Origin of the sequence: Nocardioides aromaticivorans, assembly GCF_013408525.1 — a bacterium.
Taxonomy (GTDB): domain Bacteria; phylum Actinomycetota; class Actinomycetes; order Propionibacteriales; family Nocardioidaceae; genus Nocardioides; species Nocardioides aromaticivorans.
In genome coordinates this window covers 2,329,059-2,348,231 of record NZ_JACBZM010000001.1, presented here as the reverse complement: position 1 = coordinate 2,348,231, position 19,173 = coordinate 2,329,059, and the positions used below count along the sequence as shown (strand labels likewise).

The following is a 19,173-nucleotide window of genomic DNA, read 5'->3' as shown; positions in this document are numbered from 1 at the left end:
GGCAGCTGCCGGTGCGGAGATCGTTCCGCCCACGACACCCAACTCAGGAAGGACCGCTGCGTCAAGGGGTTCGGTGGCAGCAACTTCAGCGGTAGGTGACCAGTTCCCGCGGAAGATGGGGGTGCTCGTTGAAGGTCAGCAGCCGGGCCCCCGTCGAGCCGACGATGACCCGGGTGACCGACGTGTTCGCGATGACGGTGTTGAAGCGGGCCCAGACCGGCCCGATCTCCCCGCCCTCCGGTACGACGAGCGACGCGGCCAGCGCCGCGATCACTCCCCCGGACGTCACCACCAGCGCCGGGCCCGGCAGGGCCGCGGCGGCGTCGAGCGCACGGCGGGCGCGGGCGATGAAGGCGTCGTACGGCTCGGGGTAGCCGGCGCTCGCGCCGGCGGCCGCCCAGTGGGCCGTGGAGACCTCGAAGTGCTCCTGGAAGGCGCGGCGGTCGACGTCGTGCGCCATCGTCGCGCCGGTGAGCTCGCCGTGGCGGGCGAGGACGGCGAGGTGGTCGAACTCCGCCCAGTCGTGGTCGATCCCGGACGCGGGGTCGAGCCCGGCGCCCTCGGCGATCGCCTCCCACGTCTCGCGGTGACGGCGCATCCCGCCGTGCACCACCGACCCGGGCACCGGGCCGTGCTCGGCGAGCCAGCGGCCGAGCGTGCGGCCCTGCTCCCAGCCGGTCTCCGAGAGCACGTCGTAGTCGTCGGCGCCGAAGGACGCCTGGCCGTGGCGGACCAGCAGCAGCACACCCATCGCGTCAGCCCGCCAGGATCCGGCGGCAGCGCGCCTCGAAGCCCGCGACGGCCGGGCCGAAGGCGGCATAGGCCTCGTTGGTGGTCTGGCCGTGGAAGTAGCGGTACCAGATCTGCTGCGCGATCACGGCGAACCGGAACAGGCCGAACACCTCGTAGAAGCGCCACTCCTCGGGGGTGAGGGAGAGGCCGCGCCGCTCGAGGTAGGCGTCGATGACCTGCTGCCGGGTCCACATGCCGGGGTCGGCCGTGGGCTGGCGGCGGGTCATCCGGAAGAAGTCGTCGTCGTCGGCCTGCACCCAGTACGACAGCGTGCAGCCGAGGTCCATCAGCGGGTCGCCGACGGTGGCGAGCTCCCAGTCGAGGACGCCGATGATCCGCGTGGGGTCGTCGGCGGCGAGGACCATGTTGTCGAGGCGGTAGTCGTTGTGGATCATCGCCGACCCGGCATCGGCGGGCTGGTGGGCGTCCAGCCACCCGGTGATGTCGGACCAGTCGCCCGTGTCGTCGGTGCGGGCGTCGTCGAGGCGCTTGACCCAGCCGCCGACCTGCCGGGCGACGTACCCCTCGCCCTTGTTGAGCGCCGCCAGCCCGGGGACCGCGTCGACGTCGATGGAGTGCAGCGCCACGAGGGTCTCGACCGCGTTGTCGCACAGGCGGCTCGCCTGCTCCGGGCTCACCGGGAAGCCGAAGTCGCGTCGCGGGATCAGCCCGTGCAGCCGCTCCATGACGTAGAGCTCGCTGCCGACCGGGCTCTCCTCCTCGGTGCAGTACGCGACCATCGTCGGCACCTGCGGGAAGACCGGCTCCAGCGCCGACTGGATCCGGAACTCCCGGCCCATGTCGTGCGCGCCCTTCGCCTTCGTGCCCGCCGGCGGGCGGCGCAGGATCAGCTCCGGCCCCTCCGCCATCCGCAGCAGGTAGGTCAGGTTGGAGGCGCCGCCGGGGAACTGCCGCACCTCGGCGATCGGCCCGCGGCCCAGCCAGTCGGCGACGGCCGCGACGTCGAAGGCGTCCTCGTCGCGGACCGGGCGCGACTCGTCCGTGGCGGTCACCGGGCGTTCTCGGCGATCACGTCGAGCTTGCGCGCCTGGGCCCGCATCACCGCGTCGTACGCCGCCCGGTCGGCCTGCTTCAGCTGGTAGGCCCCGCGGGCCGCCTCGTCCGGGATGATCAGCTCCGTGCCGGCGTCGATCGCGTCGAGCACCGCGGTGGCGATGTCGTCGGCGCTGATCGGGCTGTCCTCGACGAGCTTCGTCATCACGTGCTGCAGCGCCGCGTCGCGCCCCTCGACACCCGCCATCAGGTTGGTTCGGAAGTAGGACGGGCACACCACGTGCGCCGTCACCCCGTGCGCCGCGAGCTCGTGGCCCGTGGTCTCCGTCAGCGCCACGACGGCCGCCTTGGTCGCGTTGTAGCCGGCCATCCCGGCCGGGTGCACGAGGCCCGCCAGCGAGGCGACGTTGACGATGCGGCCGCTGCCCTGCCGCTTGAAGAGCGGGGTGAAGGTCGCCGTACCCCGCACCGCGCCGAGCAGGTTGATGTCCACCAGCCGCTGCCACTCGTCGATCCCGGACACGTCCAGGCGTCCGCCGCCCGCGATGCCGGCGTTGTTGACGAGGACGTCCAGGCCGCCCCACTCCCGCTCGACGTGCTCGCGCGCGGCCACCCAGTCGGCGTCGCTGGTGATGTCGAGGCGGAGCTCGCCCGCTGACTCGTCCGCCACCCGGTCCGTGCGGAGCACCCGCGCCCCGCGGGCCTCCCAGGCCGAGGCGAAGGCCGCGCCGAGCCCGGAGGCGGCGCCGGTGATGAGGACCCTGGTCTGCGGCTGCTGGTTCGGCTGCTGGTCGGTCACCCGGCCGACACTACTGACTGCCTGACCCGCCGGTCGTCGAGGAGGTCGCGCAGCGACGACCCCCGGTCGTCGAGGAGGTCGCGCAGCGACGACCCCCGGTCGTCGAGGAGGTCGCGCAGCGACCGTCACGAGACGTGGCAACACGGTTCGCCGGACTGTCGTCGGTGGCCGCCGGGCCGGAGGATCCCCCGGGTCACAGTGGGTGCACCGGAGCGAGGGGTCTCGAGACGGTCGCTGCGCGACCTCCTCGACCACCGGCCTCAGGCGGCGACCACCGCGACGACCTCGGCGCGGGCGAGCGGATCGGCCCACCGTCGTACCGAACGGGAGATGCGGAGCGCCGACACCAGGACCAGCACGGCGGCGACCGCGAGCAGCAGGTCGACCCGGCCCGCGGTGGCGAGGCCGGTGAGCAGCAGGCCGGCGACGGTGGTGGCGACGGCGAGGCGCAGCGAGTAGCCGACCATCGCGAGCGGCGGGGCCGGGGTGGCGCGCGCGGAGCGGAGGTCGACGGCGTGCGGGTGGGCGGCGGACCAGCGCAGGCCGGCGGAGACGGACTGGGCGACGACCACGGCGAGGGCGAGTACGACGGCAGCGAGCTCCGCCGCGGTGGGGCGACCGGCCCGGACCGCGCCCAGCAGCAGTGTGACCGCCCCGGCACCGAGGAGCAGCTCGGCGAGCACCCACGCGCGGGCGGCCACGACCGTGCGCGGCGCGACGGGGAGGGTCTCGCGCCAGAGCATGCCGCGGCCGTCGAGGCACCAGAGGTTGACGCCGAACAGCAGTACGCAGCCGGAGGCGACGAGGCCCGGCATCAGCACCAGCGCCGGCCAGTCGAGGCCGCCCGCGAGGGCGACCGACCCGGGGGCGAGGGCGAGCAGCCAGGTACCGCGGCGCAGCGGGGCGCTGCGCCAGACCGAGCCGCGGTCGATCCGGCGGAGCACGACGAAGTCGCTGCGCGGCGTCGGCCGCGGCGCGTGGGCACGGGTCTCGAGGCGGCCCTCGTCACGGGGCACCAGCCGGGCGACGGCCCCCGCGAGACGGGCGCCGAGGACGACCAGCCCGAGGGTCACCACGACCAGCGTCACCACCACGACGACGATGAGGTCGCCGTCCCGGATCGTCGCCGCGACGACCTCCGCAGGGCCCGCCGCGAGCAGACCGGCCACGACGAGCGGCAGCGCCAGCCGGACGGGAAGCAGCCCGCGGTGGCGCCGTCGCAGCCATTCCGAGGTCCACCCCACCGCCTGCGCCAGCACCGTGGAGGCCACCAGCCAGCACAGCGCCACCACCGGCGCGGCCGGGACCCCGACGGCCGACGCGAGCCCGAGCAGCGCCCAGGCCTGGATCAGCCAGCCGGCGCTGAGCGGCGACAGCAGCAGGGCGCCGAGGTGGTCGGTCAGCGGACTGATCGGGTGCACGGCCGCGGCGTCGCGCGGCAGTAGCTCCCGGCCGCCTCCGCTCGCCGCGGCGCTCCCGCCGGCCACGAGCGCGATCGCGACCAGGCCCGGCTGCAGCAGCCGCGCCAGCCCGGGATCGACCGTGACCCACGCCGGCACCACGGCCGCGGCCACGGTGGCCAGCCCGAGCACGGCCAGCGCGAGCGCGGCGGCCCGGGGGCGTCGTACCGTCGCGGCGCGGAAGCGGAGCAGGTGGCCGACGTCGCGCACCGGGTGGGCGCGCGCCCGCCGGTGCGGCGTCGGCTCAGCCGGCGAGGAGCGCGCGGTAGGCACGGGCACCGTCGTCGCCGGCCATGAAGCCGGACGAGATGGTGGCCATGCGCGTCCCCCCACGCAGCACCGCCACCTCCGAGCACACCTCGACCGCCAGGTCGCGCAGGTGCGTGGAGACGAGGACGGCGGCGCCACGGGCGCGGGCGTCCTCGATCACGTCGAAGGTCGCCTCGACGCCGACCGGGTCGACACCGTCGAAGGGCTCGTCGAGCAACAGGACCTCGGGCTCGTGCAGTGCGGCGAGGACGACGCTCAGCCGCCGCGACATGCCGTGGCTGAAGCCTGCGGTCACCCGGTGCGCGACGTCGCCGAGGTCGAAGCGCTCGAGCAGCGCCCGGCCGCGCATCTCCCAGTCGGCGAGGTCACGCAGGCGGGCGCTGAGCTGCAGGTGCTCCCACGGCGTCGCACGGGGGACCAGCCCGCCGACGTCGGGGCAGTACCCGACGACCCGCTTCGCCTCGAGCGCGGCCTCCCGGACGTCGTACCCACCCACGAGGGCGGTGCCCGACGTCGGGGGTACGACGCCGGCGAGCACCCGCATCGTGGTCGACTTGCCGGCTCCGTTGCGACCCAGCAGCGCCATCGACTGGCCCTGCTCGACGCGCAGATCGACACCCGTGACGGCCTCGACCGATCCGAACTGCACCCGCAGGCCGTCCACCAGGACGCCGCGGAAGGACTGCCTCCCCGTCATCGGTCCATCCTCGCCACGGCGCGGGCCGGGCGGCACGGCCGAAGCGCCCGACCGGGATAGTCCGATCGGGCGGGTCGAGCCGGGACCGGGCGCCGTGGGAGTTTCACCGGCCGGCCGGTGAAACTCACGCTTGGACGACGAAGTTTCATCGTCCAAGCGTGAGTTTTCTCGTCCAGGGTCAGGTGTGCTGCGGGAACCCGAGGTTGAGCCCGCCGTGCGACGGGTCGAGCCAGCGCGAGGTGATCGCCTTCTCGCGGGTGAAGAACTCCACGCCCTGCGGACCGTAGGCCTTCGCGTCGCCGAAGATCGACGCCTTCCAGCCGCCGAAGGAGTGGTAGGCGACGGGCACCGGGATCGGGACGTTGATGCCGACCATGCCGACCTCGACCTCGCGCTGGAAGCGGCGGGCCGCGCCACCGTCGTTGGTGAAGATCGCGGTGCCGTTGCCGTAGGGCCCGGCATTGATCAGCGCCACCCCGTCGGCGTACGACGCCACCCGCACCACCGACAGCACGGGTCCGAAGATCTCGTCGGTGTAGACGGTCGACGTCGTCGGGACGCGGTCGATCAGCGTCGGGCCGAGCCAGAAGCCCTCGGCAGCGCCGTCCACCTCGACCTCGCGCCCGTCGACGACGACGGTGGCCCCGTCGGCGGCGGCGACGTCGAGGTAGCCGGCGACCTTGTCACGGTGCTCGCGGGTGATCAGCGGGCCCATGTCGCAGGAGCGGCGGCCGTCGCCGGTGACCAGCTTGCCCATCCGGTCGCGGATCTTGTCGATCAGCTCGTCGGCGACGGGCTCGACGGCGACGACCACGGAGATCGCCATGCAGCGCTCGCCGGCCGAGCCGAAGCCCGCGTTGACGGCCGAGTCCGCGACCAGGTCGAGGTCGGCGTCGGGCAGCACCAGCATGTGGTTCTTGGCGCCGCCGAGGGCCTGGACCCGCTTGCCGTGGGCGGTCCCGGTCTCGTAGACGTAGCGCGCGATCGGGGTCGAGCCGACGAAGGAGACCGACGCGACGTCGGGGTTGTCCAGCAGCGCGTCGACGGCCTCCTTGTCGCCGTGGACGACATTGAAGACACCGTCGGGCAGGCCGGCCTCGGCGAGCAGGGCGGCCATCCAGTTCGCGACGCTCGGGTCCTTCTCGCTCGGCTTGAGCACGACCGTGTTGCCGCAGGCGATGGCGATGGGGAAGAACCACATCGGGACCATCGCCGGGAAGTTGAACGGGCTGATGATGCCGACGACGCCGAGCGGCTCCTTCACGGAGTAGACGTCGACGTCGGTCGAGACGTTCTGCGAGAAGGCGCCCTTGGCGAGCTGCGGCATCGCGCACGCGAACTCCACGACCTCCAGGCCGCGCGCGACCTCTCCCGCCGCGTCGGAGAGCACCTTGCCGTGCTCGGAGGTCAGGATCGCCGCGAGCTCGTCCTTGCGGGCGTTGAGCAGCTCGCGGAACCCGAAGAGCACCTGCTGTCGCCGCGCGATGGAGGTCTCCCCCCAGCTCGCGAAGGCCTCCTTCGCGACGGCGACAGCGCGATCGACGTCGGCGGCGCTGCCGTAGCGCACCTGCCGGGCGACCTCCCCGAGGGCGGGGTCGTAGACGGGCCCGGTCCGGTCCGACGTACCGGCGTCGGGCCCTCCCGCGATCCAGTGGTCAAGGACTTCGGTCATGTCAGCTCCTCGTCGAGCAGGGTCAGGACGGCGTCGTACGCCGCCAGCGCCTCGGCCACCTCGTCGGCGGTCACGACACAGGGCGGGACGACGTGGATGCGGTTGTCGGCGATGAACGGGATCACGCCGCGGGAGACGAGCTCGGCCTTCGCCCGTCCCATGACGGCCGGGGCGACCGGCGCGCGCGTCGCCCGGTCGGCGACCAGCTCGAGCGCCCAGAACACCCCGACACCACGGGCCTCGCCGATGACCGGGTGCTTCTCGGCGAGCTCGGCCAGGCCGGGGCCGAGCACGTCGGTGCCGATCTTGCGGGCGTTGTCGACGATGCCCTCCTCGGCCATCGCGTCGATCGACGCGACGATGGAGGCGGCGGCCAGCGGGTGCCCGCTGTAGGTGAGGCCACCGGGGAAGACGCGGTCGTCGAAGGTCGCCGCGATCGCGTTGCTCAGGACCACGCCGCCCACGGGGACGTAGCCGGAGTTCACGCCCTTCGCGAACACGATCAGGTCCGGTACGACGTCGTGCGCGTCGAGCGCGAACCACTCACCGGTCCGCCCGAAGCCCGCCATCACCTCGTCGAGGATGAGCACGATCCCGTGCTCGTCGGCCAGCGCGCGGACCCCGGCGAGGTAGCCCGGCGGGGGCACCATGATCCCCGCGGTCCCCGGCACGGTCTCGAGCAGGATCGCGGCGACGCTCTGCGGTCCCTCGCACTCGACGACCCGTCGCAGGTGCTGGAGCGCCCGCTCGCACTCCTCCTCCGGCGTGGTCGCCCAGAACTCCGAGCGGTAGAGATAGGGCCCGAACACGTGGACGTGCCCGCGGGCGTACTCGTTGGGCAGCCGCCGCCAGTCGCCGGTGGAGACGATCGCGGCGCCGGTGTTGCCGTGGTAGCTGCGGTAGGTCGAGACCACCTTGTCGCGGCCCGTGTGCAGCCGCGCCATCCGGATGGCGTTCTCGTTGGCGTCGGCGCCGCCGTTGGTGAAGAACACCTTGTCCATGCCGGCGGGCGCCCGCGCCGCGATCCGCTTCGCCGCCTCACCGCGGGTGAGGTTGGCAGTGGCGGGCCCGATCGTCGCGAGCGTCGCCGCCTGCTCCTGGATCGCGGCCACCACCCGTGGGTGCTGGTGGCCGATGTTGACGTTCACCAGCTGGCTGGAGAAGTCCAGGTAGGTCCGTCCGGAGTGGTCCCAGACCCGGGTGCCGAGACCCCCCGCGACGACGAGCGGCGCGAGCGCCGCCTGTGCGCTCCACGAGTGGAAGACGTGCTCCTTGTCGAGCTGCGCCGCGAGGGCGTCCCGGTCCTCGGTCATGCCTACTTGCCGCCTTCCTTGAGCTCGACGGTGATCGGCTCGAAGTCGGCGCCCTTGGTGTCCACGCCGTCCTCCTCGAGCTCGGCGAGCGCCTTCTCGACGTACTCGTTCGTGTACGCCGTGGCCGGCGGCTCCTTGGTGATGATGGTCGCGCCGGTCTCGTTCTTGGTGTGCAGCGCGATGTCGACGGTCTGCTTCCACGCGGCCTCGTCGATCACGCCGACGCCGTTGGTGGAGGGCCAGAGCAGCTTGTTGACCTCGTTGGTCATCCAGAGCTGGTGGCTGGTGCCGAGCTCGGAGCCGGACTCGGCCACGATCTTCGCGGCGTCCTCGGGGTTGTCGCGGACGAACGCCCAGCCCTTGATGCTGGCCTTGATGAACTTGACCGTCTGCTCCTCGTAGGCGGCGTCGGACAGCTTCTCGGTCTGCGCCCAGATCGCGTCCTGGAGCATCGCGGAGCCGACCTCGTTCCAGTCGATGACGTTGAGGTCGTCGGGCGTGTAGAGCTTGCCGGTGTCCGGGTTCACCGTCTCCAGCACCTGCGCGTACTCGTTGTAGGTCATCGCCTGGGCGGCGTCGATGTCACCGGCGAGGAAGGCGTTCATGTCGAAGGCCTGCTGCACCAGGTTGATGTCGCCCACCCCGACACCGGCGTCCTGCATGCCCGCGAAGAGCTCCCACTCGTTGCCGAAGCCCCAGCTGCCCACGGCCTTGCCCTTGAGGTCGGCCGGCTTGGTGATGTTCTTGTCCTTGAAGGAGATCTGCGTGGTGGCGCTGCGCTCGAAGATCTGCGCCACATCGGTGATCTGGGCGCCCTGCTCGATCGACCCCAGCACCTTCGGCACCCACGAGATGGCGTAGTCGACGTCGCCGGAGGCGAGGACGTCCTGCGGGACGATGTCGACACCGCCCTCGACGATCTTCACGTCGAGGCCCTCGTCGACGTAGTAGCACTGCGCGACGGCGGCGTAGTAGCCGGCGAACTGTGCCTGCGAGACCCACTGGAGCTGGAGGGACACCTCGGTGAGGTCTCCCGCGTCCCGGGCCTCCTTCGTCTTCGCCGCGCAGTCCTTGTTGGAGGCGACGTCGACCTCGGAGTCGCTGTCGCCGTCGTCGCTCCCACAGCCGGAGGCGACCAGTACGAGGGCGGCGGCGGTGGCGCCCAGCTTCAGTGTTCTCTTCATGCGATTCTCCTGTTTCCTCGGGGGTGGGGTTCCGAGACGGGGGTGCTCAGGACGGTCGGTGGTGGCGCGAGAACCACAGCTCGACCAGCAGCGTGACGACGTAGAAGAGCAGGCCCAGCACGATCGCGCCGGACACGTAGGCCCACGCCAGCGGGTAGTTGCTGCTCGCGGCCGACGAGGTGATCGACTTGCCGAGACCGCCGATCGGTCCGCCGAAGTACTCCGCGATCAGCGCGGCGATCACGGCGAGCGACGAGGCGACGCGCAGGCCCGTGAAGACGTACGGCGTCGCGGTGGGCAGGGTGACCGTGCGGACCACCTGCCAGCGGCTGGCGGCGCACGCGGTCATCAGGTCGAGGTGGACCTGGCGCACCTGGCGCAGCCCACGCAGCGTGTTGAGGTAGACGGGGACGGCGACCGAGATGCCGGCGACGATGATCCGGCCGGTGTCGACCGCGGCGCCGAACATCGAGTAGAGCACCGGCGCCAGCGCGACGATCGGGATCACCGCCAGGGCCGCGACGACCGGCGCCGCCATCTGGTCGACGAAGCGGAAGCTGCCGGCGAGCATCGCGCCCGCGACGCCGAGCACGGCTCCGGCGAGGGTGCCGATGAGCGCGTTGCGCCCGGTGACCCGGGCCCCCTTGACGATCGAGTCCAGGTGGTCGGTGACCTGGGTCCAGATCGCGCTCGGCGCCGGCAGTACGTAGGGCTTGACGTCGAAGGCGTCGACCACCCACTCCCACGCCACCAGGGCGAGTACGCCGACCGCGAGCGGCGCGAGCACGGTGCTCCACCGGACGTCGGTGATCGGCAGCCGGGCCCGGGTGTCGCGGGCCGGCGCGGCGCTGGCGACGGTGGTCATCTGTTGTCGACCCCCCTCGCGGCGCTGGCGGGCTCGGGCGTGCCGTGCAGCAGGGAGCGGACCTCGCCCACGGCGCGGAAGAAGCCCTCCTCGTCGCGGGCGCCGGCGGAGCGGTCGTGGGCGGCGACCATGCCGTCGGCGCGGACGTCGACGACACCGGTGATCCGGCCCGGCCGCGGCGACATCACCACGACCCGGTCGGACAGGAAGACCGCCTCCGGGATCGAGTGGGTCACGAAGAGCACGGCGGCGCCGGTCTCCGCGCAGATCCGCACCAGCTCGTTCTGCATCCGCTCGCGGGTGATCTCGTCGAGGGCACCGAAGGGCTCGTCCATCAGCAGCAGCCGGGGGCTCTCGGCCAGGGCCCGCGCGATCGCGACCCGCTGCTGCATGCCGCCCGACAGCTGGTCGGGGTGGCTCTTCGCGAAGTCGGTCAGGCCGACCAGCTCGAGCAGCTCCTCGACCCGCTCCCGGCGTACGTCGGAGTTGATCCCGTGGAGCTTGAGCGGCAGCTCGACATTGCCGGCGACGGTGCGCCAGGGCAGCAGCCCGGACTGCTGGAACGCGATGCCGTAGTCGTGGTCGAGCCGAGCCTGCCGGGCGCTCTTGCCGAAGACCGAGATCTCGCCCGAGGTCGGGCTGTCGAGGTCGGCGACCAGGCGCAGCAGGGTGCTCTTGCCGCAGCCGCTGGGGCCGATGAGGGACACGAACTCCCCGGCGGCCACGGTGAGGTCGACCGCGCTGAGGGCGTCGACCCGCTTGCGGCCCTTGCCGAAGACCCGGTGGGCGCCGCGGACCTGGATCGCCGCGTGGCCGGCGGTGGGGTCGCTGGCAGCGTGAGTCATCGAGGGGCTCCTGTCAGTCGGAACGGGCGGAGGACCAGGCCGAGCAGGCCGACGGCACCGGCGGCCACGAGCCCGATCGCGACGGCGCCGAAGATCGGCGCCCACGGCTTCGCCGGGTCGCCACTGGCGGCGACCGCGTAGTCGATGACCATCCGGCCCAGCCCGCCCTTGAGGCCGATCGACACCTCGGCCACGACCGCGCCGATCACCGCACTGGCCGCGGCGAGGCGCAGCGCGGGCAGCAGGAAGGGCACGCTCGCCGGCAGCCGCAGGGTGAGCAGGGTCCGCCACCAGCCGACCCCCAGCGCGTGCATCAGGTCGAGGTGCGTCTGGTCGGGCGACTTCAGCCCACGCAGGGCGCCGACCGCCACCGGGAAGAAGGCGAGGTACGCCGCGATCACCGCGACCGAGTCCTGGCTCGTCCAGGTGTAGCCGCCGATCTCGATCTCAGAGCCCCACCGCCGCACCAGCGGCGCGATCGCGATGAGCGGCACGGTCTGGCTCAACACCACCCACGGCAACAACGCCGACTCGACGATGCGGAACCGGCTCATCGCGAGCGCCAGGACGAGCCCGACCACCACGCCGATCACCCAGCCGCGGGCGGCCAGTCCGAGCGAGAACATGCTGGCGTCGTACACGGCGGAGAAGGCGTCGGGGGCGCCGCGCAGGGAGGTGACCGGCTCGCCGAAGCGCTGCAGCATCTCCCAGGAGTGCGGCATCGCGAGGTCGGTCGTGCGCGGCAGGATGCGCGTGTCGCCGACCAGCACGCCCTGCTCGGGGCCGAAGGCCTTGTAGAGGTCCCACGCGGCGACGACCGCCGCGACCCCCAGGACTCCGAGGAGGACGCCGCGGAAGCGGGACAGGAACGCCGCCAAGGTCAGGCCCTGCCCTTCTCGCATGAGCGCTGCGGTACCTCGCTCCGGCACACCTCGCTGGCGCTCGGCGTACCTCCGCGGGGGTTCCTCACGCTCATGCCTTCGCGGTGACGTGCTCGCGCAGCGCCGGCATGATCGACTCCCCGTAGACCCGCAGCGTCTCCTCCTTGTTGTCGTGCTGGAGGTAGACCGCGAACTGGTCGACGCCGATGTCCTTGAGCTCCTTGAGCTTGGCGATGTGCTGCTCGGGGGTGCCCAGGATGCAGAACCGGTCGACGATCTCGTCGGGCACGAAGTCGACGTGGTCGTTGTCGGCCTTGCCGTGGGTGTTGTAGTCGTAGCCGGTCCGGCCCCTGATGTAGTCGATGAGGACCTCGGGGAAGTCCGCCTCCTCGCCGTACTTCTCGACGATGTCGGCGATGTGGTTGCCGACCATGCCGCCGAACCACCGGGTCTGGCTGCGCATGTGGGTCCACGACTCGGGGGTGTCCGCGCCGACGTACGCCGGGGCGGCGACGCAGAAGGTGAGCGAGTCCGGGTCGCGGCCGGCGTTGGAGGCGGCCGTGCGGACCTGCTCGATCATCCACTTCGTGACGTCGACGTCGCCCAGCTGCAGGATGAAGCCGTCGCCGACCTCGCCCGCCGTCTTGAGCGCGAGCGGTCCGTACGCCGCGATCCACACCTCGAGCGCGGAGGTGCGCGCCCACGGGAACTGCAGGGTCGCACCGTTGACCTCGACCGGCCGGCAGTTCGCCAGCTCACGGATCACGTGGGTCGCCTCGCGGACCTCCTTGAGCGTGCACGGCCGGCCGTTGAGGACGCGCACCGCGGAGTCGCCGCGGCCCATGCCGACGACGGTGCGGTTGCCGTACATCTCGTTGAGGGTCGCGAAGACCGACGCGCTGACCGTCCAGTCGCGGGTCGCCGGGTTGGTCACCATCGGGCCGACGATCACCCGCTTGGTCTCGGCGAGGATCGCCGAGTAGATGACATAGGGCTCCTGCCAGAGCAGGTGGGAGTCGAAGGTCCACACGTAGTCGAACCCGTGCTCCTCGGCCAGCTTCGCCAGGCCGACCGTGCGCCACGCCGGGGGGTTCGTCTGCAGGACGACGCCGAAGTCCATCTCTTCTCCTTGCTTTCCGGTCCGGTGGTCGAGGAGGTCGCGCGGCGACCGTCACGAGACCCCGGTCAGACGAGGTACTGCGTGAGGTCGCGCTTGAGGAACTGGCCGTGGCCCTTGGTGCCCTTGAACTCGCCGTCGGCGACCAGCACCGTGCCGCGCGAGATGGTCACGTCGACGTGGCCGTCGATCTCGAAGCCCTCCCACGCGGAGTGGTCCATGTTCATGTGGTGGGTGCGGCCCTCACCGATGCCGATCGAGGTGTGCCCGTTCGGGTCGTAGACGACGATGTCGGCGTCGGCGCCCGGCTGGATCACGCCCTTGCGCCCGTAGAGGCCGAACATCCGCGCCGGCGTGGTCGAGATCAGCTCGACCCAGCGGGACAGGGAGATCCGGCCGTCGACGACGCCCTGGTAGAGCAGGTCGACGCGGTGCTCGATCGAGCCGATGCCGTTGGGGATCGCGCGGAAGTCGTCCTTGCCGAGCGTCTTCTGGTCCTTCATGCAGAAGGGGCAGTGGTCCGTCGACACCATCTGCAGGTCGTTGGTGCGCAGGCCCTGCCACATCGCGTCGAGGTGGCCCTCCTCCTCCGAGCGCAGCGGCGTCGAGCAGACCCACTTGGCGCCCTCGAAGTCGCCCCACTCGTCGCTGCGCGCGCCGAGCTGCTTCTCCAGGGAGAGGTAGAGGTACTGCGGGCAGGTCTCGCCGAAGACGTTCTTGCCCTTGTCGCGCGCCCACGCCACCTGCTCGACGGCCTGCTTCGCGCTCATGTGCACGATGTAGAGCGGCGCCTCCGTCAGGTCGCTCAGCATGATCGCCCGGTGGGTCGCCTCCTCCTCCATCTGCCACGCGCGAGCGATGCCGTGGTAGTACGGCGCCGTCCTCCCCGACTCCGCCAGTTGGGCCGCGAGGACGTCGATCGCCGGGCCGTTCTCGGCGTGCATCATCGTCAGGAGCCCCAACTCACGGGCCTTCTGCATGGCGCGGAGGATCTGCGCGTCGTCGCTGTAGAAGACGCCGGGGTACGCCATGAAGAGCTTGTACGACGTGATGCCCTCGTCGACGAGGTTCTCCATCGCCTTCAGCGACTCCTCGTCGACCCCGCCGATGATCTGGTGGAAGCCGTAGTCGACCGCGCAGTTGCCACCGGCGAGCTCGTGCCAGTGGGCGAGCCCGTCCTCGACCCGCTCGCCGTACTTCTGGACCGCGAAGTCGATGATCGACGTCGTGCCGCCCCACGCGGCCGCCGTCGTACCGGTCTCGAAGGTGTCGCTGGCGAAGGTGCCGCCGAAGGGCAGCTGCATGTGCGTGTGCGCGTCGATGCCGCCCGGGATGACGTACTTCCCGGTGGCGTCGATGACGGTGTCGGCGGTGACCGGTCCGAGGGACTGGTCGCCCGGCGCCAGCAGCGCCACGATCCGCTCGCCGTCGACGAGCACGTCCGCCTCGACCGTGCCGGTCGCGTTCACGACCGTGCCGCCCTTGACCAGGAGGGTGCTCATGGCTGGGCGATCCGTCCGTACGAGTCGGGCCGGCGATCGCGGTAGAACTGCCAGTCGTCGCGCATCTGCTGGACCATGTCGAGGTCCAGGTCGCGCACCAGCAGCTCCTCCTTCTCGCTGCTGCCGAGGTCGCCGACGAAGTTGCCGCGCGGGTCGATCACCTGGCTGGTGCCGTAGAAGTTGACCGCCTCGTCGCCGTACTCGTTGTCCTCGAGGCCGACCCGGTTCGGCTGGAGGACGAAGTAGCCGTTGGCGACCGCGGCGCAGGGGCCCTCGACCTCCCAGAGCCGGTTGGAGAGGCCGGGCTTGGTGGCATTGGGGTTGAAGACCATGTGCGCGCCGCCGAGGCCGAGCTCACGCCACCCCTCGGGGAAGTGGCGGTCGTAGCAGATGTAGGTGCCGACCTTGCCGACCGCGGTCTCGAAGACGGGATAGCCCAGGTTGCCGGGCCGGAAGTAGAACTTCTCCCAGAACTTCTCCACGTGCGGGATGTGGTTCTTGCGGTACTTGCCGAGGATCGTGCCGTCGGCGTCCACCACGACGGTGGTGTTGTAGTAGACGCCGGTCTGCTCCTCCTCGTAGATCGGGAGCACCAACACCATGCCGAGCTCCTTGGCGAGCGCGGCGAAGCGCTGCACGATCGGGCCGTCGGCCGGCTCGGCGTAGCGGTAGTACTTCTGGTCCTGGGTGATGCCGAAGTAGGGGCCGTAGAAGAGCTCCTGGAAGCACATCACCTGGGCGTTGTCGGCGGCCGCGTCGCGGGCGAACTGCTCGTGACGGTCCAGCATCGAGGCCTTGTCGCCGGTCCAGGTGGTCTGGCTGATGGCTGCTCGAACAATGGTCAACGTGCACCTCCGGGGGGATCGGTGTTTCGTTATCCTTGGGGCTGAACATTTCGCTTCGATTTCTCGCCTGTCAAGGGTTTTCGCATGCACGGATCCGGTGAGAGGGTCAGCCCGTGACCGCGGGGCCTGATCTGTCGACGCTGGAGGACCGCTCCCCCGCGGGCATCGCGGGCGCCTTCAGCCGCGCCATCCGGGCCGGTGACCTCTCCCCCGGCGACCGGCTCCCGACCGTGCGCGAGGTCGCCGCCGAGCTGGGCGTGTCACCGGCCACCGTGTCCGCGGCCTGGCAGGCGCTGCGTCGTACCGGTGGGGTGGTGTCGCGCGGACGCGCCGGCACCTTCGTCAAGGACAGCCCGACGCCGTGGCTCTCCCCGCGCCAGCGCGGCCTCGTCGGCGCCGGCCCCGACGGGCTGCGCCTCGACCTCTCCCGCGGCACCCCCGACCCGCAGCTGCTGCCCTCGCTCGGCCCGGCCCTGCACCGCGTCTCCCAGCGCGCCGGGACGCTGACCTACCAGGACCAGCCCGTGCTCCCCGAGCTGCGCACCGTCCTCGAGGCCTCCTGGCCCTACGCCGCCGAGGCGCTCACCGTCGTCGACGGTGCCACCGACGGGGTGGCCCGCACGCTCGAGCAGGTCGTCGGGTACGGCGACCGGGTGGTCCTCGAGTCGCCCGGCTTCCCGCCGTTCTTCGACCTCGTCGAGGCGCTCGGCGGCGAGGTGGTGCCGGTCGAGCTCGACGACCGCGGCATCCGCCCCGAGTCGTTGCGGCGCGGGCTCGCCACCCGCCCCTGCGCGGTCGTGCTCCAGCCCCGCGCCCAGAACCCGACCGGTGTCGCGACCGACCCGGAGCGCGCCGAACGGCTGGTCCGGGTGCTGCGGCGCTCGTCCCACGAGCTGCCGTGGATCGTCGAGGACGACCACTCCGCCGGCATCAGCACCTCCGCCGACGTGACCCTCGCGACCTGGCTGCCGGAGCGGGTCGTCCACGTGCGCTCGTACTCGAAGTCGCACGGCCCGGACCTCCGGATCGCCGCGGTCTCGGGACCCTCGGAGATGGTCGACCGGATCGTCGCGCGCCGCATGCTGGGCCCAGCCTGGACCTCCCGGATGGTGCAGACGATCCTGCTCGACCTGCTCACCTCGGCCCAGGCCCTCGACGAGGTCGGTGAGGCGCGGCGCCAGTACTTCGCCCGCCAGCGCACCCTGGTCTCCGCCCTGTCCGAGCTCGGCGTGGACCTGCCGGCGCCCGACGGGATCAACCTCTGGCTGCCGGTCCGCGACGAGCGGGCGGCCCTCGTGCACCTGTCCGCCTCCGGCATCCGGGTCGCCGGGGGCACGCCCTTCCTGGCGGGCGGAGCCGATGCCGGCGGGCCCGGCAGCCCGTCGTACGTCCGGGTGACGTCGGGCCTGGTCTCCCCCGACGACGCCCCCGAGGTCGCCGCCGCCCTCGCCGCCGCGGCCCGCGAAGTGTGAGGTCTTCTCCGCCGAGGTGTGAGAGTTTCTCCGCCGAAGTGTGAGGCCTTCTCCAGTGAGGTGTGACCACTGCTGGTGCCCGCGGAGAATTCGTCACACCTCGACGGAGAAACATCCCCACTTCGGCGGAGAAACTCTCACACTTCGCGGACCACCAGACCGGCCCCGAAAAACACACCGGCCCGACTCGTGAACGAGCCGGGCCGGTGCGGTGGAGCAGGTGGATCAGTGCGTCAGGCGGGGAAGCCCTTGCCGGACGCGGCGAGGTCGCGCAGCCACTGCGTGGGCTGGAAGCGGTCGCCGTACTTCTCGGCGAGCTCCTCGGCGCGGGCGATGAAGGCGTTGAGGCCGATCTCGCCGGTCGCCTTGTTCTCGTAGCCGGTCATGAACTGCGCGGCACCACCGGTGTTCGGCGGGAAGCCGATGCCCATGATGGAGCCGATGTTCGCGGCGGCCGCCGAGGTGATGACGCCCTCCTCGAAGGTCTTCGCGGTCTCGAGCGCCTCGGCGAAGAGCATCCGGTCACGGATGTCCTGGATCGGCGGCTGCTCCTCGGCGAGCGGGAACAGCTCCGACAGGCCGGCCCAGATCGAGCCACGCTTGCCGTCCTCGTAGTCGTAGAAGCCCGCGCCACGCAGGCGGCCGGCACGACCGGCCTCCAGCATCTTGCCGACCACGGCCTGGCCCGGGTGCACCGGCAGGTCGGGGTTGGCGTCGGCGGTCGCCTTGGCGATCTTGGCCATCAGCTCGAGGTTGAGCTCGTCGGAGAGCTGCAGCACCGGGGCCGGGTAGCCGGCCGAGGTGGTGGCCCGCTCGATGGAGTACGGCGCTACGCCCTCCGCGAGCATCGCCATGCCCTCGTTGACCATGAAGCCGATGACGCGCGAGGTGTAGAAGCCACGGCTGTCGTTGACGACGATCGGCGTCTTGCGGATCTGCAGGACGACGTCGTACGCCTTGGCGAGGGCCTCGTCGGAGGTCTCCTTGCCGGCGATGATCTCGACGAGCGGCATCTTGTCGACCGGGCTGAAGAAGTGGAGGCCGATGAAGCGCTTGGCGTCCTCGGGGTTCTCCAGGCCGGCAGCCAGGTCGGTGATCGGCAGCGTCGAGGTGTTCGAGCACAGCAGGGCGTCGGGCGCGAGGTGCGGCAGGATCTCGGCGAAGACCTTGGCCTTGAGGGCCGGGTCCTCGAAGACCGCCTCGATCACGATGTCGGCGCCGGCAGCGGCGGCCGGGTCGGCGGTCGGGGTGATCCGGCCGAGCAGCTCGGCCTTCTTCTCCTCGGTCGACTTGCCGCGGCTGATCGCCTTGTCGAGCAGGCCCTCGGAGTAGGCCTTGCCCTTGGCGGCGGCCTCGTCGGAGATGTCCTTCAGGACGACCTCGGCGCCGGCCTTCGCCAGCACGTAGGCGATGCCCGCACCCATCATGCCGGCGCCCAGGACGACGGCCTTCTTCGCCTTGTAGGGCTCGATGCCCTGCGGGCGCAGCGAGCCCGAGTTGATCGCCTGCAGGTCGAAGAAGAACGCCTGGATCATGTTCTTCGAGCCCTGGTTGACGACCAGGTTGGCGAGATAGCGCGACTCGATCCGCGAGGCGGTGTCGAAGTCGACGAGCGCGCCCTCGACCGCGGCCGAGAGGATCGCGCGCGGCGCGGGGTAGTCGGCACCCTTGAGCTGCTTGCGCAGCAGGGCCGGGAAGGCCGGGAGGAAGCCGGCGAGCGCGGGGCTCTTCGGCGAGCCGCCGGGCATCTTGTAGCCGGGGGCGTCCCACGGCGACAGGGCGGCCTCGGGGTTGGCCTTGATCCACGCCTTCGCGGCGGGGACCAGCTCCTCCTGGGTGGCGACGAGCTCGTCGACGACACCCTTCTTGAGCGCGGTCTCCGGGTTGAACTGGGTGCCCTGCAGCAGGACGTCCATCAGCGCGGTCTGCAGGCCCCACTTGCGTACGGCGCGGGTGACGCCGCCGCCGCCGGGGAGCAGGCCGAGGGTCGCCTCGGGCAGGCCGACCTTGATCTTCGGGTCGTTGACCAGGATCCGGTGCTGGGTGGCGAGGGTGATCTCGTAGCCACCACCGAGCGCGGCGCCGTTGATGGCCGCCACGACCGGCTTCGGGAACAGCTCGAGCCGGCGCAGGGCCTGCTTGATGCTCTCGCACTGGGCGAACACGTCGCCCGCGTTCTCCTTGGTGGTCTGGACCATCAGCTTGAGGTCGCCGCCGGCGAAGAAGGTCTTCTTGGCGGACGTGATGACGACACCGGTGATGTCGTCCTGCTCGGCGTACAGGCGCTCGACCGCGGCCGCCATGGACTCGCGGTAGAGCTCGTTCATGGTGTTCGCGCTCTGGTTGGGGTCGTCGAGCGTGAGGGTGACGATGCCGTCGGCGTCGCGGTCGTAGCGCACCGCGGTCTGCGTGTCAGTGCTCATGTCTTCTTTCGGTTCCGTGAAA

At 71.5% G+C, this 19,173-nt stretch carries 16 protein-coding genes; 1 reads left to right on the top strand and 15 read right to left on the bottom strand.

What is annotated here, in order from left to right; all coding sequences use genetic code 11:
• Positions 1-85 precede the first annotated feature (85 nt).
• From BJ993_RS11035 to BJ993_RS10970, 14 genes are all read right to left on the bottom strand, one after another.
• Positions 86-751 (bottom strand): histidine phosphatase family protein, encoded by a 666-nt coding sequence (locus BJ993_RS11035; protein ID WP_179648820.1) that lies wholly within the window; start codon positions 749-751, stop codon positions 86-88.
• A 4-nt stretch (positions 752-755) separates the two neighbouring features.
• The gene (locus BJ993_RS11030) at positions 756-1,805 is read right to left on the bottom strand and encodes a phosphotransferase family protein (protein ID WP_179648818.1); all 1,050 of its coding nucleotides are present in this window, start codon (positions 1,803-1,805) and stop codon (positions 756-758) included.
• Positions 1,802-2,605, bottom strand: coding sequence for an SDR family NAD(P)-dependent oxidoreductase (locus BJ993_RS11025; RefSeq protein WP_179648816.1), 804 nt, complete (start codon positions 2,603-2,605; stop codon positions 1,802-1,804). Before BJ993_RS11025 ends, BJ993_RS11030 begins: the two co-directional genes overlap by 4 nt.
• Before the next feature lie 260 nt (positions 2,606-2,865).
• Positions 2,866-4,338, bottom strand: coding sequence for a hypothetical protein (locus BJ993_RS11020; RefSeq protein WP_179648814.1), 1,473 nt, complete (start codon positions 4,336-4,338; stop codon positions 2,866-2,868).
• On the bottom strand, positions 4,310-5,032 hold the full coding sequence (locus BJ993_RS11015; RefSeq protein ID WP_036543697.1) for an ABC transporter ATP-binding protein: 723 nt from the start codon (positions 5,030-5,032) through the stop codon (positions 4,310-4,312). Before BJ993_RS11015 ends, BJ993_RS11020 begins: the two co-directional genes overlap by 29 nt.
• Before the next feature lie 178 nt (positions 5,033-5,210).
• A complete protein-coding gene (locus tag BJ993_RS11010) occupies positions 5,211-6,704 on the bottom strand; it encodes a CoA-acylating methylmalonate-semialdehyde dehydrogenase (protein ID WP_179648812.1) in 1,494 nt (497 codons plus the stop codon).
• Positions 6,701-8,017, bottom strand: coding sequence for an aspartate aminotransferase family protein (locus BJ993_RS11005; protein WP_036543701.1), 1,317 nt, complete (start codon positions 8,015-8,017; stop codon positions 6,701-6,703). The genes BJ993_RS11010 and BJ993_RS11005 overlap by 4 nt, the downstream gene beginning before the upstream one ends.
• Before the next feature lie 2 nt (positions 8,018-8,019).
• Entirely contained in the window at positions 8,020-9,201 is a 1,182-nt protein-coding gene (locus BJ993_RS11000) for an ABC transporter substrate-binding protein (RefSeq protein ID WP_179648811.1), read from the bottom strand.
• Positions 9,202-9,247: 46 nt separating this feature from the next.
• The gene (locus BJ993_RS10995) at positions 9,248-10,066 is read right to left on the bottom strand and encodes an ABC transporter permease (RefSeq protein ID WP_179648810.1); all 819 of its coding nucleotides are present in this window, start codon (positions 10,064-10,066) and stop codon (positions 9,248-9,250) included.
• Entirely contained in the window at positions 10,063-10,911 is an 849-nt protein-coding gene (locus BJ993_RS10990) for an ABC transporter ATP-binding protein (RefSeq protein WP_036543704.1), read from the bottom strand. Before BJ993_RS10990 ends, BJ993_RS10995 begins: the two co-directional genes overlap by 4 nt.
• Positions 10,908-11,813, bottom strand: a complete 906-nt coding sequence (locus tag BJ993_RS10985) for an ABC transporter permease (RefSeq protein ID WP_179648809.1) — start codon at positions 11,811-11,813, stop codon at positions 10,908-10,910. The genes BJ993_RS10990 and BJ993_RS10985 overlap by 4 nt, the downstream gene beginning before the upstream one ends.
• 70 nt (positions 11,814-11,883) lie before the next feature.
• Positions 11,884-12,912 carry a TIGR03842 family LLM class F420-dependent oxidoreductase gene (locus BJ993_RS10980; protein WP_179648808.1) on the bottom strand — a complete coding sequence of 343 codons (1,029 nt, stop codon included), beginning with the start codon at positions 12,910-12,912 and terminating at the stop codon, positions 11,884-11,886.
• 65 nt (positions 12,913-12,977) lie between these two features.
• Positions 12,978-14,411: a dihydropyrimidinase gene (hydA, locus tag BJ993_RS10975; protein ID WP_036543714.1), complete on the bottom strand. Its 1,434-nt coding sequence runs from the start codon at positions 14,409-14,411 to the stop codon at positions 12,978-12,980.
• On the bottom strand, positions 14,408-15,256 hold the full coding sequence (locus BJ993_RS10970) for a nitrilase-related carbon-nitrogen hydrolase (RefSeq protein ID WP_179648807.1): 849 nt from the start codon (positions 15,254-15,256) through the stop codon (positions 14,408-14,410). The genes hydA and BJ993_RS10970 overlap by 4 nt, the downstream gene beginning before the upstream one ends.
• A 113-nt stretch (positions 15,257-15,369) precedes the next feature.
• Between BJ993_RS10970 and BJ993_RS10965 the strand changes: the two genes are divergently transcribed.
• Positions 15,370-16,728 (top strand): aminotransferase-like domain-containing protein, encoded by a 1,359-nt coding sequence (locus BJ993_RS10965; protein ID WP_179648806.1) that lies wholly within the window; start codon positions 15,370-15,372, stop codon positions 16,726-16,728.
• A gap of 233 nt (positions 16,729-16,961) precedes the next feature.
• Here the strand turns inward: BJ993_RS10965 and BJ993_RS10960 are convergent, their stop codons facing one another.
• Positions 16,962-19,151: a 3-hydroxyacyl-CoA dehydrogenase NAD-binding domain-containing protein gene (locus BJ993_RS10960; protein ID WP_179648805.1), complete on the bottom strand. Its 2,190-nt coding sequence runs from the start codon at positions 19,149-19,151 to the stop codon at positions 16,962-16,964.
• Positions 19,152-19,173 lie beyond the last annotated feature (22 nt).

Bases quoted from the DNA above. Each gene is read 5' to 3' on its own strand.
- BJ993_RS11035 (WP_179648820.1), bottom strand. From the start codon at position 751: ATGGGTGTGCTGCTGCTGGTCCGCCACGGCCAGGCGTCCTTCGGCGCC.
- BJ993_RS11015 (WP_036543697.1), bottom strand. From the start codon at position 5,032: ATGACGGGGAGGCAGTCCTTCCGCGGCGTCCTGGTGGACGGCCTGCGG.
- BJ993_RS11010 (WP_179648812.1), bottom strand. From the start codon at position 6,704: ATGACCGAAGTCCTTGACCACTGGATCGCGGGAGGGCCCGACGCCGGT.
- BJ993_RS11005 (WP_036543701.1), bottom strand. From the start codon at position 8,017: ATGACCGAGGACCGGGACGCCCTCGCGGCGCAGCTCGACAAGGAGCAC.
- BJ993_RS11000 (WP_179648811.1), bottom strand. From the start codon at position 9,201: ATGAAGAGAACACTGAAGCTGGGCGCCACCGCCGCCGCCCTCGTACTG.
- BJ993_RS10995 (WP_179648810.1), bottom strand. From the start codon at position 10,066: ATGACCACCGTCGCCAGCGCCGCGCCGGCCCGCGACACCCGGGCCCGG.
- BJ993_RS10990 (WP_036543704.1), bottom strand. From the start codon at position 10,911: ATGACTCACGCTGCCAGCGACCCCACCGCCGGCCACGCGGCGATCCAG.
- BJ993_RS10985 (WP_179648809.1), bottom strand. From the start codon at position 11,813: ATGCGAGAAGGGCAGGGCCTGACCTTGGCGGCGTTCCTGTCCCGCTTC.
- BJ993_RS10980 (WP_179648808.1), bottom strand. From the start codon at position 12,912: ATGGACTTCGGCGTCGTCCTGCAGACGAACCCCCCGGCGTGGCGCACG.
- hydA (WP_036543714.1), bottom strand. From the start codon at position 14,411: ATGAGCACCCTCCTGGTCAAGGGCGGCACGGTCGTGAACGCGACCGGC.
- BJ993_RS10960 (WP_179648805.1), bottom strand. From the start codon at position 19,151: ATGAGCACTGACACGCAGACCGCGGTGCGCTACGACCGCGACGCCGAC.